Origin of the sequence: Thermanaeromonas toyohensis ToBE (assembly GCF_900176005.1) — a bacterium.
Classification (GTDB): Bacteria; Bacillota; DSM-521; order Neomoorellales; family Neomoorellaceae; genus Thermanaeromonas; species Thermanaeromonas toyohensis.
Genome location: NZ_LT838272.1, coordinates 2,641,329 through 2,667,197, shown reverse-complemented (window position 1 = coordinate 2,667,197; position 25,869 = coordinate 2,641,329). Strand labels below are relative to the sequence as shown.

30 protein-coding genes and 1 tRNA gene are annotated in these 25,869 nt (G+C 48.4%); all 31 read left to right on the top strand.

The window, feature by feature from the left end:
* The first annotated feature begins 38 nt into the window (after nt 1-38).
* Nucleotides 39-854: a beta/alpha barrel domain-containing protein gene (locus B9A14_RS13615; protein ID WP_084666415.1), complete on the top strand. Its 816-nt coding sequence runs from the start codon at nt 39-41 to the stop codon at nt 852-854.
* Nucleotides 855-1,766, top strand: coding sequence for a molybdopterin-binding protein (locus B9A14_RS13610; RefSeq protein ID WP_084666414.1), 912 nt, complete (start codon nt 855-857; stop codon nt 1,764-1,766).
* 91 nt (nt 1,767-1,857) lie between these two features.
* A complete protein-coding gene (locus B9A14_RS13605) occupies nt 1,858-2,631 on the top strand; it encodes a 2-keto-4-pentenoate hydratase (protein ID WP_084666413.1) in 774 nt (257 codons plus the stop codon).
* A gap of 24 nt (nt 2,632-2,655) precedes the next feature.
* A complete protein-coding gene (locus tag B9A14_RS13600) occupies nt 2,656-3,531 on the top strand; it encodes an acetaldehyde dehydrogenase (acetylating) (RefSeq protein ID WP_084666412.1) in 876 nt (291 codons plus the stop codon).
* Complete coding sequence (gene dmpG, locus B9A14_RS13595; RefSeq protein WP_084666411.1) at nt 3,528-4,556, top strand: 4-hydroxy-2-oxovalerate aldolase; 1,029 nt, start codon at nt 3,528-3,530, stop codon at nt 4,554-4,556. The genes B9A14_RS13600 and dmpG overlap by 4 nt, the downstream gene beginning before the upstream one ends.
* A gap of 3 nt (nt 4,557-4,559) precedes the next feature.
* Complete coding sequence (locus tag B9A14_RS13590; RefSeq protein WP_084666410.1) at nt 4,560-5,180, top strand: 4Fe-4S binding protein; 621 nt, start codon at nt 4,560-4,562, stop codon at nt 5,178-5,180.
* On the top strand, nt 5,181-6,626 hold the full coding sequence (locus B9A14_RS13585) for a hypothetical protein (protein WP_084666409.1): 1,446 nt from the start codon (nt 5,181-5,183) through the stop codon (nt 6,624-6,626).
* Between the two features lie 844 nt (nt 6,627-7,470).
* Nucleotides 7,471-8,673, top strand: a complete 1,203-nt coding sequence (locus tag B9A14_RS13580; protein ID WP_084666408.1) for an iron-containing alcohol dehydrogenase — start codon at nt 7,471-7,473, stop codon at nt 8,671-8,673.
* Between the two features lie 96 nt (nt 8,674-8,769).
* Nucleotides 8,770-9,234, top strand: coding sequence for a 4Fe-4S dicluster domain-containing protein (locus tag B9A14_RS13575; RefSeq protein ID WP_084666407.1), 465 nt, complete (start codon nt 8,770-8,772; stop codon nt 9,232-9,234).
* A 16-nt stretch (nt 9,235-9,250) separates the two neighbouring features.
* On the top strand, nt 9,251-11,140 hold the full coding sequence (locus B9A14_RS13570; protein ID WP_084666406.1) for an aldehyde ferredoxin oxidoreductase family protein: 1,890 nt from the start codon (nt 9,251-9,253) through the stop codon (nt 11,138-11,140).
* A 466-nt stretch (nt 11,141-11,606) separates the two neighbouring features.
* A complete protein-coding gene (locus B9A14_RS13565; RefSeq protein ID WP_084666405.1) occupies nt 11,607-11,837 on the top strand; it encodes a MoaD/ThiS family protein in 231 nt (76 codons plus the stop codon).
* 939 nt (nt 11,838-12,776) lie between these two features.
* Nucleotides 12,777-12,899, top strand: a complete 123-nt coding sequence (locus tag B9A14_RS18045; RefSeq protein WP_269456742.1) for a hypothetical protein — start codon at nt 12,777-12,779, stop codon at nt 12,897-12,899.
* Nucleotides 12,900-12,914: 15 nt separating this feature from the next.
* Nucleotides 12,915-13,157: a M24 family metallopeptidase gene (locus tag B9A14_RS17815; protein ID WP_231967780.1), complete on the top strand. Its 243-nt coding sequence runs from the start codon at nt 12,915-12,917 to the stop codon at nt 13,155-13,157.
* A 68-nt stretch (nt 13,158-13,225) separates the two neighbouring features.
* A complete protein-coding gene (locus B9A14_RS18335; RefSeq protein ID WP_422938479.1) occupies nt 13,226-13,324 on the top strand; it encodes a hypothetical protein in 99 nt (32 codons plus the stop codon).
* Complete coding sequence (locus tag B9A14_RS17810; RefSeq protein ID WP_231967778.1) at nt 13,324-13,539, top strand: M24 family metallopeptidase; 216 nt, start codon at nt 13,324-13,326, stop codon at nt 13,537-13,539. The genes B9A14_RS18335 and B9A14_RS17810 overlap by 1 nt, the downstream gene beginning before the upstream one ends.
* Nucleotides 13,540-13,732: 193 nt before the next feature.
* Nucleotides 13,733-13,978 (top strand): AbrB/MazE/SpoVT family DNA-binding domain-containing protein, encoded by a 246-nt coding sequence (locus B9A14_RS13555; RefSeq protein WP_172839166.1) that lies wholly within the window; start codon nt 13,733-13,735, stop codon nt 13,976-13,978.
* Entirely contained in the window at nt 13,959-14,432 is a 474-nt protein-coding gene (locus B9A14_RS13550; RefSeq protein WP_084666403.1) for a type II toxin-antitoxin system VapC family toxin, read from the top strand. The genes B9A14_RS13555 and B9A14_RS13550 overlap by 20 nt, the downstream gene beginning before the upstream one ends.
* A 289-nt stretch (nt 14,433-14,721) precedes the next feature.
* Nucleotides 14,722-15,591, top strand: a complete 870-nt coding sequence (locus tag B9A14_RS13545) for an IclR family transcriptional regulator (protein ID WP_231967777.1) — start codon at nt 14,722-14,724, stop codon at nt 15,589-15,591.
* Between the two features lie 113 nt (nt 15,592-15,704).
* Entirely contained in the window at nt 15,705-16,196 is a 492-nt protein-coding gene (locus B9A14_RS13540) for a hypothetical protein (RefSeq protein ID WP_084666402.1), read from the top strand.
* Between the two features lie 111 nt (nt 16,197-16,307).
* Complete coding sequence (glnA, locus tag B9A14_RS13535; protein WP_084666401.1) at nt 16,308-17,642, top strand: type I glutamate--ammonia ligase; 1,335 nt, start codon at nt 16,308-16,310, stop codon at nt 17,640-17,642.
* Nucleotides 17,643-17,689: 47 nt separating this feature from the next.
* Nucleotides 17,690-19,069: a dihydrolipoyl dehydrogenase gene (gene lpdA / locus B9A14_RS13530; RefSeq protein ID WP_084666400.1), complete on the top strand. Its 1,380-nt coding sequence runs from the start codon at nt 17,690-17,692 to the stop codon at nt 19,067-19,069.
* A gap of 84 nt (nt 19,070-19,153) precedes the next feature.
* Entirely contained in the window at nt 19,154-19,927 is a 774-nt protein-coding gene (locus tag B9A14_RS13525) for a tRNA (adenine-N1)-methyltransferase (protein WP_084666399.1), read from the top strand.
* Between the two features lies 1 nt (nt 19,928).
* Entirely contained in the window at nt 19,929-20,816 is an 888-nt protein-coding gene (lipA, locus tag B9A14_RS13520; protein ID WP_084666398.1) for a lipoyl synthase, read from the top strand.
* A gap of 42 nt (nt 20,817-20,858) precedes the next feature.
* A tRNA-Val gene (locus tag B9A14_RS13515) sits at nt 20,859-20,933 on the top strand.
* 162 nt (nt 20,934-21,095) lie between these two features.
* Nucleotides 21,096-21,395 (top strand): zinc-ribbon domain containing protein, encoded by a 300-nt coding sequence (locus B9A14_RS13510; RefSeq protein ID WP_084666397.1) that lies wholly within the window; start codon nt 21,096-21,098, stop codon nt 21,393-21,395.
* Nucleotides 21,396-21,524: 129 nt separating this feature from the next.
* The gene (ytxC, locus tag B9A14_RS13505; protein WP_084666396.1) at nt 21,525-22,364 is read left to right on the top strand and encodes a putative sporulation protein YtxC; all 840 of its coding nucleotides are present in this window, start codon (nt 21,525-21,527) and stop codon (nt 22,362-22,364) included.
* Between the two features lie 51 nt (nt 22,365-22,415).
* The gene (locus B9A14_RS13500; protein WP_157109967.1) at nt 22,416-23,003 is read left to right on the top strand and encodes a DUF445 domain-containing protein; all 588 of its coding nucleotides are present in this window, start codon (nt 22,416-22,418) and stop codon (nt 23,001-23,003) included.
* 104 nt (nt 23,004-23,107) lie between these two features.
* The gene (locus B9A14_RS13495; protein WP_084666394.1) at nt 23,108-23,542 is read left to right on the top strand and encodes a Fur family transcriptional regulator; all 435 of its coding nucleotides are present in this window, start codon (nt 23,108-23,110) and stop codon (nt 23,540-23,542) included.
* Nucleotides 23,539-24,279, top strand: coding sequence for an energy-coupling factor ABC transporter permease (locus B9A14_RS13490; RefSeq protein WP_084666392.1), 741 nt, complete (start codon nt 23,539-23,541; stop codon nt 24,277-24,279). The genes B9A14_RS13495 and B9A14_RS13490 overlap by 4 nt, the downstream gene beginning before the upstream one ends.
* A 6-nt stretch (nt 24,280-24,285) precedes the next feature.
* Nucleotides 24,286-24,990: an energy-coupling factor transporter transmembrane component T family protein gene (locus B9A14_RS13485; RefSeq protein WP_084666390.1), complete on the top strand. Its 705-nt coding sequence runs from the start codon at nt 24,286-24,288 to the stop codon at nt 24,988-24,990.
* Nucleotides 24,987-25,826: an energy-coupling factor ABC transporter ATP-binding protein gene (locus tag B9A14_RS13480; RefSeq protein WP_084666388.1), complete on the top strand. Its 840-nt coding sequence runs from the start codon at nt 24,987-24,989 to the stop codon at nt 25,824-25,826. Before B9A14_RS13485 ends, B9A14_RS13480 begins: the two co-directional genes overlap by 4 nt.
* Nucleotides 25,827-25,869 lie beyond the last annotated feature (43 nt).

Below are 25,869 nucleotides of genomic sequence, written 5' to 3'. Positions count from 1 at the left end.
CGAATAGCATACGATATAGTCGAATAGGATGGTCCCCCTTGGATGTTAGGGAGTTCTTGTTAACCCCGCTGGGAGAGCATAAGTTTATACTGGAGATCACCGCTCTACAGCCAGGGATCTTGGCGGGGACGGGGAGGCTGAAGGAAGCGGCCCAAGGGCTAGGTTTAGATATACAATGGCTAATGCCAGAAGGCCAACGGATCACCCCTAATACCTGCATTTGTCGAGCCATGGGCACGGCCTGGCAGGTAACCCGAGCAGAGGAAGAGTTGCTAGGGTGCATTGGTAAGGCTTCGGGTGTAGCTACTGCGGCGTATGAATTAGTCACCTTAGCCAAGGGCCGGGTAAAGGTAGTATGTGGGGCATGGAAGAAAGTACCCTTGGAGGTCCGGGCAGAACTGCGCCAGGCCATCGCTACAGGTGGCGCAGGAATCCGGATAGTAGATGAACCCTTTGTTTATCTGGATAAAAACTACATCCGTATGTTCGGAGGTATAATCCCGGCGGTGCGCCGTGCCCGGGAACTCCAAGGGAGAGTGATTGTAGTACAGCTACGAGGAGAGGGTGAGCCTTTAGAGGAAGAGGCAAGGAAAGCTGTAACTGGAGGAGCCCACATCCTCATGGTGGATACGGGGAGGTTAGAACACTTAAAGGTAGTACAGGAAGTAGCCTTTAAAGAAGGTTTCCGCGACCGAATTAAACTAGCTTTTGCTGGAGGAGTTAATAAGAGGAATCTCGAAGAAGTTATCAGCGCGGGGGCTGATATCGTGGATGTGGGGCGCGCTATCATCGATGCCCCCTTATTGGATTTCCGGCTGGATGTAGTAGGTAAGACTAACGGGGAGAAGTTATAAATGGAATGGGACTTACTGGAGAAAACCACCTTTTGGATAGAAGATATAGAGCTTGAAGGTGTAGACTTAGCCCAGGTGGCGGCTGTTGCTGCCCGGGCTTTGGGGTTGGCTGAAAATGAAGTTATGGTAGTAGACGTCCGGCCAGGAGTGGTAGCTTTCGATGTGCTCCGCCGGCGCATCCAGGCGGAGATGGTGGCCGGTAAGGGTAAGGATATCTTGGAGAGATTAAGGAATCTCCCGGGAGTTACATTGGGACCTGGAGCCTCCCTCCATTCAGAAGGAGTACTAGGACTTATCGCCCTGGAACCCGCTTTAGCCCAGGAAATCTTAAGGGCTTCGGAGAAGATGTCCCGGGAAGTTGGGGAGGCCGTGGCGCGGCGGGCTTTGGTCTTCGCCTCCGGGAGTGAGCTTCTAGCCGGGAAAATCCAAGATACCAATTCTCCTTACATTATGGAAGCTCTCCGATCCGCAGGTTATAAAGTGAGCTTCGGAGGAATTCTGGAGGACGACTTAACCGCGGCAGTTAATAAGCTGGAAGGAGCCATAGAACAGGGATATGGTCTTATTATTACCACCGGTGGTGTGGGTGCCGAAGATAAAGATTGTAATATAGAGGCCATTCTACAGCTAGACCCTCAAGCCCATACGCCATGGATACTAAAGTTTACACCGGATAGGCGACGCCATCATAAGGAAGGCGTGCGCATAGCTGTGGGCCGTGTTGGGATTACCCGGCTAGTGGCCCTGCCGGGTCCCCATGAGGAAGCAAAATTGGGATGCCAGGCCCTTTTAGAAGGACTCGCTCAAGGTATAGATGACGCTTCCCTAGCCGAAAAGATCGCTTCTGCCTTGCGCCGCCGTTGGCAGGAGAAGGTGGGTAACTTCGCCCATAGTGCTTATGTGGAAAGATAAACCTTGGGAAGGGGCCATCATACCCTGGAAGCAGCGCCTTAAGGAGAATGGGGAGCTGTAACCAAAATATTAAGATTAGGAGGCTATACATGTGGATCTTCAAGCCATCGCCAAGGAATTACTCGAAGCTGAAATTCAAAGAAGACCCATCGAGCCCCTCACTTCTACTTACCCTGGGTTGACGGTAGAAGAGGCCTACCGTATTCAACTTGCGGGGGTGGAGATGAAATTAAAACAGGGCCGAAGGGTGATAGGGAAAAAGATCGGCCTTACCAGCAAGGCCATGCAGGATCTCTTGGGGGTTAAAGAGCCTGATTACGGGCACCTTTTGGACCATATGCTTCTTCTTGAGGGAGAGCCTTGTCCGCGGGATGAGCTATTGTGGCCCCGGGTAGAAGGAGAAATTGCCTTTATCCTTAAAGATACTTTAAAGGGCCCGGGGGTAACCATTGCCGATGTTTTCCGGGCCACAGAAGGCGTAATGCCGGCCATTGAGATAGTGGATAGCCGCATACGCGACTGGAAGATTAAGCTACCTGATACAATAGCTGATAACGCTTCCAGCGGGCGGTTCGTACTAGGTAGCCGTATGGTACCGGTTAAAGATCTTGATCTCCGCCTTATTGGTATGGTGCTAGAGAAGAACGGCCAGGTAGTCAATACCGGCGCAGGTGCAGCGGTGTGGGGCCACCCGGCCGCGGCTGTAGCCTGGCTGGCTAATAAACTAGCTGAATTCGACATTGCCTTGGAAGCAGGGGAGATAATTTTGTCCGGGGCCATAACTGCTGCGGTAGAAGCAGCAGCCGGAGATGTGTTTACCGTATCCTTCTACGGCTTGGGGACCTTAAGTTTACGTTTTATCTAGCTAAAGACGAAGGAGGCTTGTGGGGTGGATCGTATTAAGGTAGCCGTTATCGGCCCGGGCAATATCGGTTCGGATCTTATGTACAAGATCTTGCGCAGCCGGTACCTCAAGATGGAGCTCATGGCGGGGATTGTAGAATCAGAAGGGATAAAAAGGGCGCGGGCTTTAGGTATACGGACCACCACGGAAGGTATAAAGCCTGTGCTAGAGGATGAGAGTATAAAAATAGTTTTTGATGCCACAGGTGCGCGGCACCACCTTCAGCATGCGCCCTTACTTAAGGCGGCCGGAAAGATCGCCATAGACCTTACCCCAGCAGCAGTGGGGCCTTATGTAGTTCCGCCGGTTAACCTTAAAGATTTATATGAGGCGCCCAATTTAAACATGGTGACCTGCGGAGGCCAGGCTACAGTGCCTATAGTATATGCCATAAATAAAGTGGCCGGGGCGCGCTATGCTGAGATCGTCGCGGCTATCGCCAGTAAAAGCGCTGGTCCAGGTACGCGGCAGAACATCGATGAATTCACCCAGACTACGGCTAAGGCCCTCTGCGTCATAGGAGGTGCCCAGAAAGGAAAAGCCATTATTATCCTGAACCCAGCAGAGCCACCTATTATCATGACCAATACCATTTATGTAGAAGTGGAAAATCCTGACGAAAAAGCCATAAAAGAGGCAGTATTTAAGATGGTTAAAGAAGTCCAAAGTTATGTACCGGGCTACCGGTTGCGTGTCCCTCCCATCCTGGACGGGCATAAAGTTACTACCATCATCGAGGTAGAAGGTGCTGGAGATTTCCTACCGAAGTATTCAGGGAATTTGGATATCATAACCGCGGCAGCCGTAGCTGTGGGAGAAAAATTGGCTGCTAGGATGCTGGGAAAGGAAGCGGTAGCATGAACGGAGGTAATAAAGCTAAATTTATCCATATACTTGATACTACCCTACGGGACGGTAGCCACGCGGTAGCCCACCAGTTCACCCGGGAGCAGATCGCAGCTATAGCAGCCGGGCTGGATGCTGCAGGCATCGAGTATATCGAGGTGTCCCACGGGGATGGCCTAGCTGGCTCTTCCTATAACTACGGCTGGGCGGCTTTAAGCGACGAAGAAATGCTTAAGGCGGCAGCCGAAGTAATTAAGAAAGCTAAACTAACAGTTCTGCTACTTCCTGGTATAGGTACGCAAGAAGATCTGAAACTGGCCATCGACTGCGGCGCCAAGGCAGTCAGGGTGGCTACCCATGTCACCGAAGCCGATATCGGTGAACAACACATTGGCCTGGCTAAAAAGATGGGTCTGGAAGCTTTCGGCTTCCTCATGATGGCCCACATGGTCCCACCGGAAAAGGTGGTAGAACAGGCGCTGCTCTTTGAAAGTTACGGCGCGGACTGTATATATATAGGCGACTCCGCCGGCGCCATGCTCCCTGAGGATGTGAAGGCCCGGGTAGGAGCGGTGGTGGAGAAGGTTAAGGTACCGGTGGGGTTCCACGCCCACAATAACTTAACCTTAGCTACCGCCAATTGCCTGGCGGCCCTGGAGGCCGGGGCTACCTTCCTGGATGGTGCTTGCCGGGGCTTAGGGGCTGGTGCTGGTAATGCACAGACAGAAGCTTTGGTAGGAGTACTGGAAAAGGCAGGTTACCAGACAGGTGTGGATTTTTACAAGATTATGGATGTAGCGGAAGATATTGTAGAACCCATTATGCACCGGCCCCAAGTAGTGCGCAATGCGCCTCTGATGCAGGGGTATGCAGGCGTATATTCTAGTTTCCTTCTTCATACTTACCGGGCGGCCGAAAAGTTCGGCTTGGATCCCCGGGATATCCTAGTGGAATTAGGAAGGAGGCGGATGGTCGGGGGACAGGAAGATATGATCATTGATGTCGCTTACCAACTGGCACAAAAGAAAGGAGGGAATTAAAAATTGAAGGTCGTAAATCTTGTGGCGGTTGTGGACGAAGAAAAATGTAAAGCTTGCCGGACCTGCGAGCGGGTGTGTCCAGTTCTAGCCATCAAGGTGGAAAACCGTAAAGCGGTAGTGGATAAAGAGCGCTGCCGGGGTTGTGCGGCTTGTGAGCAACGCTGCCCGGATTACGCCATCACTATGGCCAAGCGGGAAGAACCCGTGGTGGTGGCCGTAAACGTGGATGCTGTAGATTATAACCAAGTGATAGAGCTATGCCGCCGGGCGAGGCTCCATCCGGAGCAGATAATTTGTTACTGCACCGCTACCCGGGCTGAAGAAGTGGCCGCGGCCATCTTACTTGGAGCGCGCTCGCCGGAAGATGTATCCTTCATGACGGGTGCCCGCACCGGTTGTAAAGTGGAGTGCATCCAGCCCATCTTAAGGCTCCTGGAGGCTGCTGGTATTAAGCCTGCGCCGCCTAAAGGTGGCTGGCAGTGGTACGGCCGGACTCCTACGGTGTGGGACATCCCCGAGGAAGTAAAACAGAAGTATGCCAGCCGTGGGTTCTACTTTGATGAAGATATTAAACTTTTCGAGCGGGTGATAGCGGCACCCCTGCAAGGAAGGAGGGAAGCTTAAATGCGTCCGCCCATACCGCCAATACCTCCGCGTAAATCCCAGTACGGTATTGATCCTTCCCTGGTGAGGAAAAGGGTGTGCGAGCTCCCGGGCATGACTTCGGTGCTCCTTAAGGAGCTCTTCCCGGATTTGCCCGAGGTTATATATCCAAGTGACCAGGGAGTAGCAGCCATTCGCAAGGCCACGGAGGAAGCCCTGCAAAAGATCGACATGAGCAAAATAAAGCCGGAGCACTCGGTAAATATTCTCGCCTCCCACCATGGTTTTACTCTTCTGGGTGGTGAGCCCTATGCCGAGATGCTTAAAACCATTAAGGATGTGATTGAGGCCCGGACGGGATGCAAGAATATTCGTCTCCGGGCCGGGGTGGGCTTACGCTTCCGGGAGACAGAGGAATATATTAAACGTTATGGTCTGGATGAATATTTCGGTGGCAAGGCTATAGGTGTAGCACCTATAGATGAGGGTATCCCTATTGAGACCGAGATCGGGACCCTGTATGGCATCAAAAAGATCTACGATGCCGACTGGATTGTCCACGCTCACAATTCTGATGTGCGGGAGGTCCACTTCCACCGGCAGGTGGACCGGGCGGTAAAGCCCTTCGGCATGTCCTATGCCCGTATCGAAACTCGCTCTACTTATCACCAAAACTTAGGTCCACGGGCAGCCAACTTTACAGCTCGGGCTATCTTCGATTCGCCCTTTGTCCAGAGTAAATTCGCTTTTGCTTGCTTCTTAATGGTAGCACCCAACGGTATTATGGGCGTGGATGCAGATACTGATCTCTACGCCTTAAATGACCGGGTAACCCAGCTAGGCTGCCGGTATTATGGGAAGATAATGACCCTCTTTGGCGAAATCGACGAATGCATAGTTGCCTTAGACTTCCCTTGTCCGGTGGTTTACGTCTTCTCCGCCGGAGTTATTTACGCTAACTTCGCTGGTGCTAATACAGATCTTTATGATCTCGACAAACCCTTGCCAGCCTATACTTGGTACACAGAAGCCTTCTACGGCAAGCAGGGCAAGCTCCTTCTAGATGATATACCACCCCTTAATCCGGCCATCAAGATGTGCGTCCACAATTACGCCTGGACAGGATATCCCAGTGCTTTCTTCAGCGAGCATATTCCTACGGTGGTAGTAGGCCGGGAGCAAGCTGATCTTTTCAACCGCGATCCGCAAAACCTCAACTATATGAAGTATGCCGTGGTGGCCGAGACTACGGAGGCGGCCATGGAATTCGCCTACAAGGTGACCGGCACCCGGAAGGTTTTAATCTTCGACGGTGCCATAGGCGGAATAAACCTAAGCGAGCCCTTGGCCGAGTTCCTGCTTAAGCGGGCACCAGCGGTGAGCGAAAGGGTAGAGAATGAGCTGTTACCCAAGTGGTTACGGCAGAGGGGAGTACAATTGTTCGCTTTGAAGAAAGCTGCCAGTTGAGGAAGCTTGTATTCGTTCGGTATATTGTTTTGATTTCGATTCGAATTACTTCCCCCTATGGGGATTGATGGTGTAGTGAAATTATCTGACTTAATGCCAAGCGGTATTTGAGCTTACTTGGCTACTATGCTTGAGGAGGATAAAAGTTTCTATATTGTCGAACAAAAATCCTAATGGCTCTGAAGGAAAAACCATGGGGAAGAGCGAAATATAAATACTCAAGATACAGAACCACATTCGGTAATAATGAACAAACTGCTCCGGCATGGAACGACGGACTGAATTGATGTTTTGATCGAGAGTAAGGACGAAGCAAGGCAATTTGAGCCGGAAGAAAGTATGGGCGCAAGGCGAGACTGGCTTTATTTGCACGTTTACACATATCCTTTCCCGCTAATGAATACGCGTAAAAAGATAATTGTGCGTATTAAGTGCAGAGGATCTAGAATTGGCTCTATATTCCGGAGTAATTCTATATTGTCGTGTGCAAAGACTTTCAAGGTTACCATCAGCTCCTGAAGCCCAACTTAATAGGTACTTTATTCTATAGTGTCTTGTAATATTTTCCGAATACTAGCAGATAAGGGCATATGAGAAGTTGCTATCAAGATTAATGGTGTGGAATAGGGCTATTAAGTCCATGCGCCCGCTGGGAATGAAGGTTATGGCCTGTCAGGGGGGTGAGAGAAATGAGAGGTTAGAGTGGAAGGAGGTGTAGGAAGAAGCGGAGGGTAAAGATGAGAGATATGTTTTTGAGAAGAAACAGAGGAGTCTAAGGACCACTATATTATACACGAGTCTATAATTTGCTAAAAAATAAATCAACCCGAAGGGGGATGTTCCTATGTTTCCAATGCTGAAAGTCGTTGAGTATTATACTCCTCAGCAGGTAGTATTTGGTGTCAACGCCGTAGATAATTTAGGCAGTTACATTAAAAACAAGGGTATCACCGGGAAGGCTATTATCGTAACTGATCCCGGAGTAGCTCAAGCCGGGATTGCCGACCGGGTAGTGCAGGCCCTTAAAAAGGAAGGATTTGACACCGCAGTTTTTGACCAAGGGAAACCTGAACCGGACAATGTAGTCTGTGACCAAGCTGTGGAATTTGCGCGCAAGGAAGGTGGCAAGTTTGTAGTTGGTTTAGGCGGTGGCAGTGCTATCGATATTGCTAAGGTGGTTGCACAACTTCTAGTGTTGCCTGGTAAGACTGAAGACTATCTGGTCAAGACCACCTTCCCTCAAAAGGGTGCGCCTATTGTTGCCATCCCTACCACGTCTGGAACTGGTACTGAATGTACAATGTATTCTGTAGTTACCTTTGCTAAAGATGGCATAAAAGGCTTTTTCGCGACGCCCTACATCCTGCCTGATTTGGCCCTGGTAGATCCTACTCTGACTGTAAGCATGCCACCTAAGGTCACTGCGTCCACGGGTGCTGATGCGCTAGCACATGCTGTTGAGACCATGATGGCCAAGCAGGAAAATCCTGTTACAGATGCACTCGCTTTAAAGGCTGTTGAATTTATAGGGGAGGCTCTCCCAGTGGCAGTTTATGAAGGAAATAACCTAGAAGCGCGAGTTAAGATGGCCTATGCATCAATGATGGCCGGTATGGCCTTTAATGATCCAGGCATTGTGGAAGGGCATGCTTTGGCACATACTTTAGGCTCTGTATACCACGTACCACATGGTGTGGGCTGTGCAGTTGCATTGCCTTACGTAATGGAATATAACATGGGGCATTGCATGGAAAAACTAGCTCGCATTGCTGCAGCACTGGGTCAAAATATATCTGGTATGAACATCCGTCAAGCTGCGCAAGCTGCTGTATACGCCGTCAAACAGCTTTTGGAAGATGTAGGCCTTCCTACTACCTGGGCTCCGTTTGGCAAAAAAGAAGATATTCCTAAGTTGGCTGACATGATGGTAGAGAGCCCGTGGATTACAGCTTTCTATGGATGGTGCAAGCGGAAGATGACAAGGGAGGCCGCTGTAGAGTTGCTTACAAGAAGCTACGAAGGGCGTCTGGGAGAGAAACTGTATTAAATCTGGCGGATCCTTTAGGGGCAGGGTAGACATGTTCTACCCTGCTACCCTTGTATCTACTGATACCAATAGACAGTTTCCTGGGGGTGACGACCTATGTCAAAGGTCTTAACAGTAGATCCAAGCTTATGTACAGGATGCCATCGATGCGAGATGTGGTGTTCACTTACCAAATATGGCGAAATTAATCCCTCTCGCAGCAATATCTATGTCTTACGTCGAGAGCCGGCTGTGGATGTACCGGTGATATGTGTACAATGTGGCTTATGTATAAATGCCTGTCCTACTGGGGCTCTTAAGCGGGATGGAGCTACTGATGCAGTGGTAGTGGATGCAGATGTCTGCTCTGGTTGCGGTACGTGTGTAAAAATTTGTCCTTATGGGGTATTGAGACTTGACGAAGATACGGGAGTAGCGGCTAAGTGTGACTTGTGCGGCGGTTCGCCTGCGTGTGCCAGCCATTGCCCTCAGGGCGCTATCAAATACGAAGATATAAATAAAGCTGCGGCGAGGCGCCGAGAGCTTTGGGCCATGGCCTGCGCGGTTAGAATTCGAGGTTAAACGGGGGTGGCTAATTGTGACGTGGTATGGATTTGCTGGTAAGCTCTTGCGGGTTAACCTAACAAACGGTGAATTTAAGGTAGAGGAATTGGATAGAAACGAGCTACGCAAGTACATGGGTTGTGTCGGCTACGCAGCTAAGGTACTCTATCAAGAGATGCCCGGTGGTATTGACCCCCTGGCTCCGGAAGCAAAAGTGGTACTAGCAACAGGTCCTGTAACTGGTACCCTTTGCCCAAGCGGTGGAAGTTACGAGGTGTGTTATAAGTCACCTTTGACCGGCACGTGGAATCAGGCGCGGTCAGGTGGATCTTTTGGTCCTAAGCTTAAGTATTCGGGGTTTGATTTTGTTGTTATCGAAGGTAAAGCAGCGGAGCCTGTATACATCTATATCCATAATGGCCAGGTAGAAATTAAATCTGCTAAGCACCTCTGGGGTTTAAACATTGAAGAAACTACAGATGCTTTGATCCGTGAACTTGACGACCCAGAAGTCTCTGTAGCTGCTATAGGTCAGGCTGGGGAGAATGGCGTTCTATATGCGGCTTTAATTAATGACAGGGGACGTGCTGCCGGTCGTGGAGGTATTGGAGCCGTATTTGGAAGTAAAAATCTGAAGGCGGTTGTAGTGAATGGTCGGGGTGGCATTAAAGTAGCCCGTCCGAAGGAGTTTGCTAGCGCTATTGAAAAGGCGGAGCAGTGGTTGCGGAACTATCCGTTCGCCTCTATTCCCACTTTAGGTACAATTGGGTTGGTATCTTTACTTAATAGCTTAGGAATGCTTCCCACGAAAAACTTTCAAACTGCTCATTTTGGAGGAGCTGACCGAATTTCCGGGGAATATCTCAATCGGAAGTACCAAATTAAACGGCGAGCTTGCTATAGCTGTACCTTCGCATGTGGGCGTTATACTTCGGTGAGCAGCGGAAAGTTTGCTACTCCCCCCATGGAGGGGCCAGAATACGAAACAGTTGACATGCTTGGAGCTATTTGTGGAGTAGATGATTTGGAGGCTGTAATTAAGGCCAATTATTTATGTAACGTGTACGGATTAGATACGATTAGTACTGGTATGAGTATAGGTTTTGCTATGGAATGCTATGAGAAGGGCCTGCTAACTGATAAGGAGACAGAAGGGATGGTTTTGCGGTGGGGCGATGGTGAAGTAATGGTAAAATTGGTAGAAAGAATCGCCCAGAAGGAAGGAATTGGTGCTTTTCTGGCCCAAGGCGTAAAACGTATGGCTGAGCATCTCGGTCCTGCGGCGGAAGAGATAGCTGTCCATGTTAAAGGCCTTGAAGTTCCGGCCCATGAGCCTCGCTCTGAATCCAAGGTGCTGGCAATCCAGTACGCTGTTTCCCCGCGGGGAGCTTGTCATATGCATCCAAACTGGGCCAGTACGTGGGATTTTGGTCAACTGGATTGTGGTATGAAGGAATTTGGGCTGCCGTGGCCGCCAGCTGCGCCACAGGACGAATCGCTCCAGAAGGGTGTCGTTTATCGTTATATAACGTTACAAGGTGAAATTAGTGAGATTTTGGGAGCATGTATTTTCTACTCTTGGGGTACCGAGGGTAGTTGTATTACACCACAGCTTTATGCTGAAATTGTTAGTGCTCTTACTGGATGGGACGTGACGGCTGCAGAATTAATGCTAGCGGCAGAACGGTCGTGGAATCTAAAGCGCTGTTTTAACGCGCGCGAGGGGTTCACACGGAAAGACGATCGGTTACCGAAACGCTTTTCACAGGCTATTCCGGATGGTCCTTCTGCGGGAGCGAAGGTGGTGGGTTTGGACGCTATGCTAGACGGATATTATGAGGCTATGGGGTGGGATAAGAGTACGGGACTGCCTACTCCTGAGAAGTTAAGGGAGTTGGACTTAGAATTCGCAATCAAGTTGTAGTTGTGTGTCGCGGCGTGATTATTATATAGTTCATAGATGCAACTACGCAACTTACTCAGTTTGGTACCCGAATCTCCTAGTAAGGAAATAGTGGCTCTTTTGTGTAAAAAGGTGAGAAGGTGTTAGTCTTTAGGATACACATATGTAAATATATAGTTAAAGATATAGCAATGTAGGATGGTCGAGTGGAGGTATGCCCGTAGGAGGCATTCCTCTACTCGAACGTTATTTTGTGGTGTAAGGCCTAACACTGTTCTAGGGAAGAAAGACAACAAATTGTCACTAAGTGCAATTGGCGAGATATAACATAACTTATTTGATGTTTTGGGAAGTAAAGGGGAGACGGGATAAAAAAGAAGTAAAGAAGGGCTTAGTAAGGAAGGAATTCATAAACGTAAGATTATCCGTTAATCGTTTTTAGTTCTTAACAAGCTCCACCAAATCGCTCTTGGGGGCGTACTGGCAAATGAAAGTAAAAGTAAAATTGCTCGGCATACTTTCGTTTCGTTATCCAGCGCTTAGCAAGTTTCAGTACATTGAACTGGAAGAAAGAAAGACAATTAAAGATTTACGAGAACGCTTGGGGTTATCGGGAGAGGTTTGCTTTGTGTCCGTCAATGGGAAAGTGGTTGGGGAAGGACATGAGTTGGAAGAAGGAGACGAAGTCATATTCATCCCAGCAGCGAGCGGGGGATAATAAAAGACCAGTCGAAGTAAAGGTAGCAGCCTCGAATAGGGAGTTGCTGACCCACGACAATTAACGCTGTTGCACGAACATTCGAAAGCTGACGAGATCTAACTCCTTTCTGGCATAGTAAGCATTTTTGTAACACCTTAAAACAGGTCCTGCACAAAAGAAGCCTCCTGCCACAATGAGTAACTAACAAAGGCCCGAATAACTAGGAAGCGAATGAGTGATGTAAAAGCGGAAAAAGAGTTTTGGTTTGTGACAGCACGCTAAATCCAAGGGTGTATATCGCTTATGAAAAGCCATTACGCTAAGATATCCAAACTCCATTAGGTATCGATGCAGTAAAATCCTCCTCTCCAACACGATGCAGGTTTCGCATTGGTTATAGGGGATATTTGATAGACACCCATAAGGAATTTAACCGTAGCAAATCCTACCGGTAGCTATTACTACTGAACGGCAGCCTTGCATAAAAAGTTATTGAGGCTCCAGGAACTTAGAACGGGTGAAGACAGTTAAAATGGCGAGAAGGGGGCTATCAGCAATTCTACGATACTAACCACATACGTTTTTAAAATGTTAACGCTAACTTGAGGAGGGCGGTGGAGTGGCCCAGCTTTTTGCCCAGCGGTTTTAAAAGATCCAAGCCCTCATAGCAAACACAGACCTGGACTTATTGATGGTGGTCAACTGCGAAGACCTGATTTATTTCATCGGTCTTACTCAGAATAGAATGTTTAGCTATTCTTATACCCTGTGAAGGAGAGCCCTGCGTGGTCACCTTCTGGCTAGACGCCGAGTATGTAGAGCAGGAGTCGGGCCTAACCACTTACGGCTATTTCTTCCCCCGGGAGAGTCTTGGTAGTAAACTTGTGGAGAGGATCAAGGCTTATGGGTTCAAGGCGACGCGTATAGGATTTTGAAAGGTATTTTGTACCCTACGCCGTGTACGATGCCTTGCGTCAGGCCTTCCCGGATGAGAACTTCGTAGGCGCTGCAGATCTCTTTTACCGTGTAAGGTCCATCAAAGAGCCGGAAGAGGTAGAGATGATGCGGCGGGCGACATAGGCCGCCTGCCGCGGCATGGAAGCAGCTATCAAGGCGGTAAGGCCGGGTGTAACAGAGTTGGATATTCTAGCAGAAGCGGAGTATGCCATGCTAAAGGCCGGCTCAGGAGGCTCTCCCTTCCGGCCCCAGATAGTTTCTGGAGAGCGAACCCTTCTCACCTACCCTTGCGCAAGCCACAAGAAGGTTCAGCCTGGGGAAGTGGTGGTCATACACCTGGGGCCACCTATGAGGGCTACTGTGCCAAGATATGTACTGTAGCCGTGGGGGACATTTCTCCGGGCCAGGAAGAAGTATATAGAGTTTTAGTGGAGGCTTAAGAGAAGGCTATAACCTCTTTAAGGCCAGGAGCCAGATCTTGGGAGGTAGATGCTGCTGCCAGGGAAGTTATAAGAAAGCCAGGGTATGAGGAATTTATCTCGATGTAGTGGGTTATGGAGTCGGGCTTAGACAATCAGAGTTCTACCCTATCATAGGAAAGGGGCGGACGGAGATTATTGAAGCAGGCATGGTAGTGGACTTGCTACTACCCACCATCTACCGCCGGGACATCGGTGGCCCCAGGATAACGGATGTAATTTATGTCGGTGAAGAGGGGAATGAGATTTTGACTTCTTATCCTGGGGAACTGATTAAAGTGTAAAGTTTAAAAGTGGTTTAGTGCGATAATAAAAAGGGGAAAGGGACTATAGTTTCCTTCTTTCCCTTTTTTCTTCCTGAGATAAGCCTTTGCGAACTGAAAGAGGAAAAAATAGGGATTAAAAGAAAGTTTTTTATTGACAAAAAGGATATAGTATCTTACTCTGTAGTAAGAACACACTTGAGAGGTGATATCCGTGGCAGTTACATTTCTGTCAACTAAAGGGCAAATAGTGATACCTAAATGGATTAGAGATACCTTAAAACTTAAGTCCGGTACTAAATTTATAGTTGAGCTGGAAGGCGATAGGATAATTTTGAAACCTGTAAAAGAGAACATAGCTGACGAACTATACGGTAAATACAGAGGGGTCGATTTGCTGGGCGATTTAGTGCGAGAACATCAAAAGGAGTTAAACTGGTATGATCAAAGAAAACGGTAACACACAAATTGTCGCTGTTACCCTTGATTCGTGGGCAATACTTGCTTGGTTACAGGGGGAAAAAGCCGGTAAGTTAGTTAAAAGTCTCATTGCTTGGTGCAACGGTGAAGGCGAGATACTTAAAGAAATTCAACTCTTATTAGGGGATACTTCCGAACCTCCACGCCTTTACCTAAACCTGATTAATTTAGGTGAGATTTTTTATATTTTGGGCCGTAGACAAGGTGAAAAGGCGGCCCAGGAAGTAGTTAACCGGCTTTACCTGTCCCCCTTAGAGATCATCCCCGTTACAGAAGAGCTGGTGATTAGAGCAGCTAAGCTAAAAATAAAATATCCGCTAGCTTATGCTGATGCTTTTGCCGTGGCGACAGCACAAGTAACAAATAGCGCCCTTCTTACTGGTGATCCGGAATTAAAAGACATCAAAGAAGTTAGGATTTTATGGTTACAGTAGACGATAGCACATATTACTTGCTAAGAGTACAACCCGTGCTCTATCGTTATCCAAACAGTCATCCCGAGAGAATACTACCAAATGCCACGGCGTGTAGTGGCCGGTATTGCTCTGGGTATGGGCCATGCCTATTGCCTATACCCAGGAAGGCCAGAGGGGGAAAATGGTATGGCAAAGAACCCTCTTTAAGCCCTGACTTAGGTTATTTTTGGCCCAGACAGGGCTTTTTTATTTAGGGAGAGACGAGAAGAGAGGAAAACTTAATGGAAGAGGCGAATTTATTATCTATATGCCCGAATACTATACGGTTATAACGTATAACTATAACGGCAACAAAGAAGAAAATGGGGGAGGGCTCAAAATGGAGAAAACTCCTTCACAGATAAGATCAGTGGCCAAGGCCTTAAAGATCATTGATATTCTAGCGGAAGCCCGGGGGGAACTGGCTTTGCATGAGATAGCCGAAAAGTTGGGGTTAGCTAAAAGCACTGTCCACGGGTTGCTCGCTACTTTAAAGAGTTTTGGATATGTAGAACAATCCCCTTTTACGGGCAAATATAAATTAGGGGTACGCCTATTTGAGATAGGGAACATTGTAGCCCATAGCTGGGATGTGCGGGTAGTGGCGGCCCCCTATATTCAGAAACTGGTAGACGACTTAGGGGAAACAGTTCACCTGGTGGTACTGGATAAAGGGGAGGTACTATATATCGATAAAAGGGAAAGCCAACAGTCTATACGTATAGTATCCCAGGTGGGGATGCGCCTACCAGCCCACTGTACAGGTGTAGGCAAAGTATTGCTGGCCCACCTTCCATCTAGCGAAGTAAAACGGATTATCGCTACTAAAGGACTTCCGCGGTTTACTAAAAATACTATAACTGATCCCCAGGCTCTGGAGGCTGAGCTGGCTAAAGTACGCGCTCAAGGATATGCCATAGATAATGAAGAAATCATGGATAGCTTGCGTTGTGTGGCTGCTCCCATCCGTGATTATACAGGTAAAGTTTGTGCTGCTATAAGCGTATCTGGACCTGTAGCTAGGCTGGAGGGAGAAAGACTTAAGCTGGCCATAGACCTAGTAACCCAGACAGCGGCAAATATATCAGCTGGCCTAGGTTACCGGGAGGAAGCTATTAAGCCAGCCTGTTCCCCATAGCAACATTCAAGTTACAATCCTTAGTTGTATGGATTATTTGCCGGCTGGGTACACTTTCCTATGCCGGAGTAGGCTTTAAAAGAGCCCCTGTAGTTTAGGCGGGGGGTGTTTCTTTGGATATTGGGGAAAGCCTGGTGGGCTCTTATTTTAAATATGTAGAAGGCTGCAAGATAGTGGTATATAACTGCCACCTAGAAGAAGAACAGGGTGAAATAGATGTTATAGCTTTAGATCCCCAAGGAGAGAAGGTATACCTTTGTGAAGTGGCTACCCACTTGCGAGGCTTGGTGTACGGTAACGGAACCCAGGACACCCTCTCCCGCGTAGAGTATAAAATATGGCGGGCCTTCCGTTTTGGAAACCATAACTTTCCTGACCGGCAGTGTATTTTCATGCTCTGGTCACCGGTGGTTTCCCGGGGATTAGCTGGGAGTTTCGCTCAATTAGCCTCTTCTTTCGCCCGTCAAGGGTTGCCTGTGGAGTTCATTATTAATAAGGAATATACGGCGCGTATAAGGCGTCTACGGGAAGTAGCCCGGGAAAATATTAAAATTACAGATGAACCCGCCTTCCGGCTACTGCAGATTCTAGAACACTTGCGATAAAAAGCGATAAAAATTTTGTTGAAGCTTACTTTAAGATAATGTTATAATCGTGACGAAATGAGGGCGCCTAGCCGGGCGCTTTCATAGTTTGGGAGGGGGAACCAAAAAAGGATGTCCGAAGTAGAAGCCCGGGAAAGAATCTTAGAGCAAGCCGAAGAGCTAGGGGTAAAATTTGTACGGTTGCAATTCACAGACATTTTCGGGGTCTTAAAAAATGTAGCCATTCCTGTAGACCAGCTACCCAAAGCGTTAAATGGCGAACTAATGTTTGATGGATCCTCCATTGAGGGTTTTGTACGTATTGAAGAATCCGATATGTATTTAAAACCTGATCCCTCCACTTTTACGGTTTTTCCCTGGCGTCCCCACGAGGGGACAGTGGCCCGCCTTATCTGTGATGTATATAACGCCGATGGGACCCCTTTTATCGGGTGCCCTCGGAACACTTTAAAAAGGGTTATCGCCGAAGCTCAAGCCATGGGCTTTACCATGAACGTAGGACCGGAAGCCGAATTCTTTCTTTTCCACACCGATGCCAATGGACGCCCCACTTTGGAAACCCATGATCGGGGCGGCTATTTTGATTTAAGCCCGGTAGATTTAGGAGAAGATGCCCGGCGGGATATGGTATTGACTTTGGAAAAGATGGGATTTGAGATCGAGGCTTCCCACCACGAAGTAGCACCGGGGCAACATGAGATAGATTTTAAATACGCTGAGGCTCTAAAAACAGCAGATAATATAGTTACTTTTAGATTCGTAGTTAGGACTATAGCCCAGCTCCATGGCCTTCATGCTACCTTCATGCCCAAACCCATCTATGGTATTGCCGGCTCGGGGATGCACTGCAATATTTCCCTCTTCCGGGGAGACCAAAACGCCTTTTATGACCCTAATGATGAGTTGGGCTTAAGCGAAGTGGCCTATTACTTCTTGGGCGGCCTCATGGCCCATGCCCGGGGGATGACGGCCATTACCAACCCCACAGTAAATTCCTATAAACGGCTTGTTTCTGGCTTTGAAGCGCCCATCTACATCGCCTGGTCGCCCAAGAATAGGAGCCCCTTAATTCGTATCCCGGCCAAGAGAGGCTTATCCACTCGGCTGGAAGTGCGCCATCCCGATCCTTCCTGCAATCCTTACCTGGCCATAGCTGTTATTCTTAAGGCTGGCCTGGATGGGATTAAAAAGAAGATAGCCCCTCCGCCGCCGGTGACCAGCAACATTTACCATATGAGCGAGGAAGAGCGGAAGAAGTTAGGGATTGAAACTTTGCCCACCAGCCTCAAGGAAGCCCTGGACGAGCTAGAGAAAGACCCGGTCATCATTGAAGCTTTGGGCCCCCACATCTATGAACGTTTCATGGAAGCCAAACGTATTGAATGGGAAGACTATGCTACACGGGTCCATCCCTGGGAAATTGAACATTATTTAACTAAGTTCTAAGCTTAAAGTGGCCTAAAAACTGTAGTTAACCAAAAGGAGTGATTTCCTTGGAGTATCAAATTGCTATCCTTGGGGCCGGTCCAGGCGGTTATGTGGCGGCCATCCGGGCCGCCCAGCTGGGAGCCAAGGTAGCGGTAATAGAACAAGATGCTTTAGGTGGTACCTGCCTTAATCGCGGATGCATTCCCACTAAAGCCCTCCTGGCTGGTGCCTCTCTAGTGGAGACTATAAAAAAGGCGAGCTCCTTTGGAATACAAGTGCAAGGGTACCAGGTTGATTACAGTCGTCTGGTAGCCCGCAAGGACACAGTGGTAAAACAACTGCGCCAGGGTATCAGCTACTTATTCAAAAAGAACAAGGTGGATCTCTTCCCTGGCAAAGGTTATCTCACCGGCCCCCGGCGGGTGGCGGTCACTGGTCCCGGTGGCGAAGTCCAGGAGATAGAGGCCCAGAATATCATCCTTGCCACCGGGTCAGAACCAGCTCTGCTTCCTGGCCTTGGCTACAATGGCCGTACTGTAGTAACTAGTACCGAAGCTCTGGCCTGGGATAGCCTGCCAGAGAGTATAATTATCATCGGTGGTGGCGTTATAGGGTGCGAATTTGCCACTCTATTTAACACCTTAGGTGTCAAAGTAACCATAGTGGAGCTACTGCCCTCCATTTTGCCTATGATCGACAGCGAGCTATCCCGGCGCTACCAGATGCTCCTTAAAAAGGCTGGTGTAGAGGTTAAAACCCAAGCCCGGGTTACGGCAGTAGAGGAGGAAGGCGAACAAGTTAAAGTAACCCTGTCCAGCGGCGAAACTTTAATTTCTGCTAAAGTGTTAATTTCCATTGGCCGGAAGTTTAACACTCAAGGGCTGGGGCTAGAAAATGTGGGAGTAGCTCTAGGGCCTAAAGGGGAAATCGTGGTAGATGATTACCTGCGCACCAACGTAGAGGGCGTATACGCCATAGGAGATGTAACGGGTATGATACAGCTGGCCCATGTGGCCTCGGCCCAGGGTATTGCGGCTGTACAAACTATACTTGGGCGTCCGACCAAAGTAAACTATGATGCTGTGCCCAGTTGCATTTTTACCTCTCCGGAGATTGCCACCGTAGGCCTTACCCAAGAGGAAGCAGAAAGGCGGGGATTTAAGGTTAAAGTAGGCAAGTTTTTCTTCTTGGCCAGCGGGAAAGCGCAAGCCACTGGAGAAACAGAGGGGTTAGTGAAGATAGTAGCTGATGGTTCTAGTGACAAGGTTTTAGGGGTTCACATCATGGGTCCCCATGCTACAGAGCTTATTGCTGAAGCAACTCTTGCTGTAACTCAAGGAATCAAAGCTCAAGAGCTAGCTGCATGTATCCACGCCCATCCCACCCTCTCCGAGGCTGTAATGGAGGCGGCGGAAGCAGTCCACGGGCTAAGCATACATTCTTAGGCCCTCTTAAGGCTTGTAGCAACAAGAGCTACTTGCCTTTTAACCCCAAGCTGAGCAAGTCGGATTGGGGGTTGACCTAGTTTAATGCCGTTAAAAGAAGGGGAATGGGTTATCTTCACAGATAACCGAGTCACCTTTTTAGAACGGTTGGTACCAGGAGCCCGCTTGCATACCCATTGGGGTTACATCGAGCACGATAAGGTAATAGGTTGCGAGCCGGGAACGCGTGTAGAAACCTCTACAGGGAAGAAACTTTACGTTTTTTACCCCACCCTTTCCGACTTTATCATGAACATGAAGCGCAAAAGCGGCATAATTTACCCCAAGGACGCCAGCATTATTTTGTTATGGGCTGATATATTTCCGGGTGCCCAAGTTTTAGTGGGTGGGGTAGGTAGCGGTGCTCTTCTTCTTACTGTGCTAAGGCAGGTAGGCCCTGCGGGGAGAGTAGTAGGCTACGATGTGCGTCAGGATATGCTCGATTGCGCCGAAGAAAACGTCAAGGCCTATTTTGGCTACGTACCGCCTTTTCTAGAACTAAGGCTGGGAGACATCTACGAAACTGCTGTAGAGCCTGGTTTTGACCGGGTGCTCTTGGATGTATCAGAACCCTGGCGGGCCTTAGAGACCTCCTACCAAGCCCTGATACCTGGGGGAATAATCTCCTGCTACCTTCCCTCCATCACCCAAGTCCATACCTTTGTAACAGCCCTGCAGGAAAGTAACCTTTTCGCCTTGGAGGAGACCATCGAGGTAATTCTTAGGGGTTGGTATATAGAAGGACGGGCGGTCCGGCCTGAACACCGCATGGTGGGACATACAGGCTTTTTAGTCTTTGCCCGCCGGTTGGGAAGATAGAATGAAGAGAAAGGAGAAAAAGGACTTGGCTCGGCGACTACCTCCTTGGTTGCATAAAAGAATACCTGCCTCCGGAAATGTGGAAGCCACGAGGCAGCTTCTAGAGGAATTGAAACTCAATACTGTATGTCAGAGCGCCTTATGTCCTAACCTAGGAGAATGCTTTGCCCGCCGGACGGCTACCTTCATGATCCTGGGTAATACCTGTACCCGTAACTGCCGTTTCTGTGCAGTTCAGAGCGGGCAACCCCAGCCCCCGGATCCGGATGAACCGCAGAGGGTGGCCTTAGCTGCGGCAAAACTGGGTCTTAAGCACGTAGTAGTAACCTCGGTTACCCGGGATGACCTGCCTGATGGGGGAGCAGGACACTTCGCAGCTACCATCCAGGCTATACGGGAACATTTGCCAGGGGCGATAATAGAAGTGCTTACGCCCGATTTCCAGGGCAAAAGGGAGGCCCTGGCGAAGGTTTTGGAGGCAGGTCCCCATATTTTTAACCATAATATAGAAACTGTACCTCGCTTGTATCCTGAAGTACGCCCTGGAGCCAACTACCAGCGTAGTCTAGAAGTTTTAAGACGGGTCAAAGAAATGGCGCCTGATATTTATACCAAATCAGGTCTTATGGTTGGTTTGGGGGAAGCGAGGGAAGAAGTAGAACAAGTTATGGCTGATCTTCGTAAGGCAAATTGCGATATCCTGACCATCGGCCAATACTTGCGTCCTTCTCCCCAGCACCTGGAGGTAAAAGAGTACATCCCGCCGGAAGTTTTTGATTATTACGGGACAAGGGGCCGGGAAATGGGTTTCCTTTACGTGGCCGCAGCTCCCTTTGTGCGCAGCTCTTATAACGCGGCTGAATTCTCCCTCTTTTATTTTAAGCCTTGACTCTGCCTAAGTTTTAGGGCATAATAGGTACTGTCAAGGCGTGGGCTCGTAGCTCAGTGGGAGAGCACCTCCTTGACGCGGAGGGGGTCGCAAGTTCAATCCTTGCCGAGCCCACCAGCGCAAGAAGGCAACCTCAGGGCTATAAGCCCGGGTTGCCTTTTCAAATTTTTATTTAAGGCTCTAAAAAGTTAACGGCTCGGCCCCAACTTCCCCCTAGGTTTGGTGCGCGGGTCCGTTACTTTAGGGAGCTTAAAAACCCAAAGAGAGGAGTTTTAAACAATGTTCAAAGACAAGGTGCTAACTTGTAAGGACTGTGGGGCCGAGTTTGTGTTTACGGCTGGACAGCAAGCATTTTTCCTAGAAAAGGGTTTCACCAACGAACCCTCCCGGTGTCCGGCCTGTCGAGCAGCCAAGAAGCAGCAGCGGGGTCATAACAGCCGTGGAGCTTATCCACGGAAAATGTATCGCGCTACGTGTAGCCGGTGTGGAGCCGTTACAGAAGTGCCCTTTGAACCTCGTGGTGACAGACCCGTTTACTGCCGAGCTTGTTACCAGATGCGGGTTGAAAGTTATCGGTAGACCAGAAAACTTAGTAGAGTAAAAACAAGTAGCACAAGAAGGCCGGGTATACCCGGCCTTTAAATTTTCTCCTGTATACAACCGCGAAGGGACACATATAATATCACCACAAGGGGGTGCAACCCGGCCATGGTGATACTTCTAGCTAGCAGTAGGCCGCTAGATTTCCTTTTGCAAAAACTAAGAAGCCTAATAAATACACAGCTTACCTTTAACCAATGGCAGACCGGGCGGTTTAACTTTTGCCGGCTTTTCCTTCCTGACCAAAAGAAAGTACGGGAGCAGGTAGCTACCAGTGTGGCTGCTTTTATTATCGAAATCATAGAGAAGGAACTCCTAGAAGATATTTTATATAGCCAATACGACCTTGAAGATACCGAACAGGCGCAGAACCTCTGCCTTCGAGCTAAAAGGATTTTAGAACAGGGAGCCCAGGGATTATCCCAGGGCTATTGGAGGGGGCAACCCCTCACCTTACGCATTAAAGAGTATTTGGAGGAGAGTTCCTATTTAAACATCGATGGCTTTGTTCAGTTTCGCCTCCCAGACTACTTGTTAGAATTAGAACAGGCTATAGAAGAGGCCATCGATGAATACATTATGGAGAAAGAATATGATGAATTCGTAGGAGTGCTTAGGTATTTTCTAGAAATACAGGAACCCCGGATTGAAAAGGTCCATGTAGTATTAAGCCCCGGTGGCGGGTTTCAGCTCTACGATGGCAAAAATAAAAGCCTAGAGAAAGAATACCTGGATGGTTTTATGGTGGATATTGGGGATAATGACCTGAACTATGAAGATCTTTTACTTAGCGCCCTGATCACCTTGGCCCCCAGGCAGGTGGTCCTCCACGGGACAGATAAGGGTAAGGCCTGGGGTACTGTTAACACTATCAAAAACGTGTTTGGAGACCGGGTAACAGTCTGTAATGGATGTAGCCGCTGCCGCCGTATCTTGCGCAAGTTCTAACTCCTCTTGTTTTGCGCCCCGCCATCTGTTATTATCAGGCGGGGTGAGCTTGTGATTAGTAGATGGTTAATAATTCCCCTTCTAGGCGCTTTTATCGGTTGGATAACTAATGTATTGGCTATCCGTTTGCTTTTTCGCCCGCGTAAGCCTTACAAATTTTTGTTCTGGACCCTGCAAGGGCTAATCCCCAGAAGGCGGGACGAGCTGGCTACCCAGATAGCTATTGTTTTAGATCGCGACTTACTTCCTTTGGAAGAACTGGTAAAGAAGTTTAAGAACAAAGTTGTGGAAGACAAGTTAGCCGCACTGGTGGGGGAAATAGTCCGTAAGCGTATAACAGAACGGTTGCCCAATTTTGTCCCGCTAGGTTGGAAGGCAGCTTTGGGCCACGCCTTAGAGGAGGCGGCTCGCCGGGAAGTCCCCCTTCTTTTGGAAAAAGTGGAAAAGGAATTGCTGCTCCAACCGGACAATTATTCTTTAGGAAATATAGTGATGGAAAAGCTTAAAGCCCTGCAGCTAGAACAAGTAGAGGAACTGGTCTTAAAGGTAGCAGCGAAGGAGCTCCGGTATATTGAACTATTAGGCGGAATCTTAGGTTTAGCCATTGGATTTTTTCAGGCCCTCATTAGTTCTTGGTGATAATTTCCCCGGAACGCACCTACAAATAGTTTGCATTTAATGGTAGATGTGCTACTATATCATCTAGATGCAAATGATTTGCAACTGAAGGTGAGGATACAATCATGAGTAAACATCTTAAGCAACGTTTCCGGGAAAGGGGGTATAGGCTCACCCGGCAGAGGGAGGCCATCCTAGAAGTTCTGGCCACTACTGGAGAACATCTTACCGCCGAGGAAGTACATCAGCGAGTACAAAGTATCTGCCCCGAGCTTAACCTAGCTACAGTCTATCGGAACCTCAATCTTTTAGCTGAACAGAAAATAATCGGCAAAGTGGATTTCGGTGATGGTCGGTCCCGCTTTGAGGCAAGAAGCGAACACCACCATCATCTTTATTGCCTTAAATGCGGCCGGGTGGTGGACCTTTTTTTCTGTCCAGTACATCTTTATGAAAGCATATTCCAAACTTATCGCTTTCGAGTGACTGCACACCAATTTGAGGCTTACGGTTACTGCATGGGATGCGAGCTACTTAATGGAAAGGTGGGTAAGCCTTGAGCCATTTACATATCCCTGACGGTGTTATCCCTCCTGTTTGGTTGGTTTTAGGTTTTGTCGGGGCAGCGATACTCCTAGCCCTCGCTATTGTACGTACTAGAAGGGAAGACATTAACAATAAACTTCCCCGCTTAAGTGTAATTTGTGCCTTTATGCTGCTGGCTATGAGTGTACCTTTAGGGTTTCTCCCCACCCACCTTAATCTTACAGTACTGGCTGGAATACTTTTAGGGCCATGGTTGGGCATAATCGCGGTTTTTGTTGTTAACCTTATTCTAGCGTTATTGGGGCACGGAGGGATTACTGTGGTAGGACTTAATACCCTGGTGGTAGGTAGTGAGGCCATCCTGGGTTATCACCTGTTTAAAGCTTTATACCAGCGGTTGTGCCCCGTAATAGCAGTAGCTACGGCCACTGCCCTTGCCCTTTTGTTTTCTATGTCATTAATGATAGCTGTAGTTGGTCTAACCCAGGTCGAACCTGCTATAGGACTTCACCATCAGCATAATAACCATCACCTTTCTTTGGAAGAAGGTCATGAGGTAGAACCCCCAGGAGAGATTTCCCTTGTCAGGTTTGCCCATATTGTTTTACCTATTGGTCTAGTAGGTATTATTCTAGAGACCACGGTTACTAGCCTTTTGGTAAGTTATCTATGGAAGGTTAAACCTGATCTTATTGATATAGTAAACAATAAGGAAGGGCGAACTGAAGGGAAAGAGGGCTTAACGAGGTGACAAGATTTGTATCTTGAAGATATTGATTACTTGGCTTTCCAAGGAGAAAGTTTCTGGCACAAAGCCTCGGCTTTATCGAAAATATTTTTTGCTGTGGTTGTAGTTGCTGTAGTAATTGTCACTCAAAAACTTTTACCTTTGGTGTTAACCTTAAGTTTCTTGCTCGGGCTGTTGCTCCTAGCCGGGGTACCCTTGACCAAGTTCGGCCACCTGCTGTTTTTCCCAGCCTTATTTGGAAGCATCTTTGCCTTTAGCAGGATAGGTGATTCCTGGTGGCAGGCGGTCCTTGTGATTATTAAATCAGTAACTGCTGCCAGTTCCCTTCTTTTGTTGATAGCCACCACCGGTGCACCGGCTATTTTTGCCTGTTTACGCTTAATTTTCCCTCCAGTAATTGTTGACGCTCTCTTTATAACCTACCGCTCCTTTTTTATTCTTTTAGGCAAGTTAAATAATTTCTTTACCGCGCTTAAAATGAAAGGCGGGTATTCCCCTACTAATTTGGTCCTCAACCTACGTAATACTGCTGGTGCCTTAGGTGTACTGTTGATTCATTCCCTGGAGACCAGTGAGCGAATGTACAAAGTGCTGGCCTTACGAGGATATCAGGAGGGGTTACTCTTCAGCGGTAGATGGTACCAGCCTACTAAATATGATCTGGGTCCGCTACTTTCTAGTACTTTGGTCCTACTGTGGGTGGTGATGCTATGACCGAGGTGGTCAAGGTAAAATGTCTCCGCCATGTGTACCCGGACAAAACAGAAGTTAAATTATGTGGGTTAGACTTCGTGGTCAGGGCTAAGGAAAAAGTGCTTATCTTAGGTCCCAATGGTTCGGGCAAGACCACCCTTCTTAGTCATATTATTGGACTATTAAAACCCGTAGAGGGCGAGGTACGCGTACTGGGCGTTGATCCAGTAAAGGAATTTAATATCCTAAGGAAACGGGTGGGTGTGGTTTTTCAAAATGTAGATGAGCAAATCATTGGGCCTACAGTATGGGACGATATTGCCCTGGCCCCCAGGAATCACGGCTTAAATCCCCAGGAAGTAAGGGAAATGGTGGAGAATATCTTAAAAGAGATAAATATTTGGCACCTTAAAGATAAAATCCCCCACTACCTTAGCGGGGGTGAAAAAAAGAAGGTGGCCCTAGCAGGGGCTATGGTTATGCGGCCTGAGCTGCTAATTATGGATGAACCCTTTGATGGATTGGATCCCAGGTCAAAAAGGGAGATTATTCATCTTTTGCGGAAATTTAATCAAGAATTCGGCACTACCATAATTATGGCTAACCATGATGTTAACCTTGTACCCTTTATTGCAGACAGGGTATATGTTATAAGTGACGGTATGATCCGGCTCCACGGTAGCCCACGGGAGATCTTTAGCCGTCCAGATATTTTGCGCCAAGCAGGGCTGGAACCCCCACTTCTGGTGGAGCTCTTTTCCGAGCTTGCCCGGGAAGGTGTACCTGTGGAGATACCTTTAACTTTAGAAGAGGCGCGGCGGCAGTTGCTCCCGTTACTTTCCCCTAGCTCTCCTTGACAATTTTCTTTTCGTCTAGCTATAATCGAAAACGTAAATTAAA

Bases quoted from the DNA above. Each gene is read 5' to 3' on its own strand.
- B9A14_RS13565 (WP_084666405.1), top strand. From the start codon at position 11,607: ATGAAAGTAAAAGTAAAATTGCTCGGCATACTTTCGTTTCGTTATCCA.
- B9A14_RS13495 (WP_084666394.1), top strand. From the start codon at position 23,108: ATGAGTAAACATCTTAAGCAACGTTTCCGGGAAAGGGGGTATAGGCTC.
- B9A14_RS13525 (WP_084666399.1), top strand. From the start codon at position 19,154: ATGCCGTTAAAAGAAGGGGAATGGGTTATCTTCACAGATAACCGAGTC.
- dmpG (WP_084666411.1), top strand. From the start codon at position 3,528: ATGAACGGAGGTAATAAAGCTAAATTTATCCATATACTTGATACTACC.
- B9A14_RS13510 (WP_084666397.1), top strand. From the start codon at position 21,096: ATGTTCAAAGACAAGGTGCTAACTTGTAAGGACTGTGGGGCCGAGTTT.
- B9A14_RS13480 (WP_084666388.1), top strand. From the start codon at position 24,987: ATGACCGAGGTGGTCAAGGTAAAATGTCTCCGCCATGTGTACCCGGAC.
- ytxC (WP_084666396.1), top strand. From the start codon at position 21,525: ATGGTGATACTTCTAGCTAGCAGTAGGCCGCTAGATTTCCTTTTGCAA.
- B9A14_RS13575 (WP_084666407.1), top strand. From the start codon at position 8,770: ATGTCAAAGGTCTTAACAGTAGATCCAAGCTTATGTACAGGATGCCAT.
- lipA (WP_084666398.1), top strand. From the start codon at position 19,929: ATGAAGAGAAAGGAGAAAAAGGACTTGGCTCGGCGACTACCTCCTTGG.
- glnA (WP_084666401.1), top strand. From the start codon at position 16,308: ATGTCCGAAGTAGAAGCCCGGGAAAGAATCTTAGAGCAAGCCGAAGAG.
- B9A14_RS13545 (WP_231967777.1), top strand. From the start codon at position 14,722: ATGCCCGAATACTATACGGTTATAACGTATAACTATAACGGCAACAAA.
- B9A14_RS13580 (WP_084666408.1), top strand. From the start codon at position 7,471: ATGTTTCCAATGCTGAAAGTCGTTGAGTATTATACTCCTCAGCAGGTA.
- B9A14_RS13585 (WP_084666409.1), top strand. From the start codon at position 5,181: ATGCGTCCGCCCATACCGCCAATACCTCCGCGTAAATCCCAGTACGGT.
- B9A14_RS17815 (WP_231967780.1), top strand. From the start codon at position 12,915: ATGGAAGCAGCTATCAAGGCGGTAAGGCCGGGTGTAACAGAGTTGGAT.
- B9A14_RS13550 (WP_084666403.1), top strand. From the start codon at position 13,959: ATGATCAAAGAAAACGGTAACACACAAATTGTCGCTGTTACCCTTGAT.
- B9A14_RS13610 (WP_084666414.1), top strand. From the start codon at position 855: ATGGAATGGGACTTACTGGAGAAAACCACCTTTTGGATAGAAGATATA.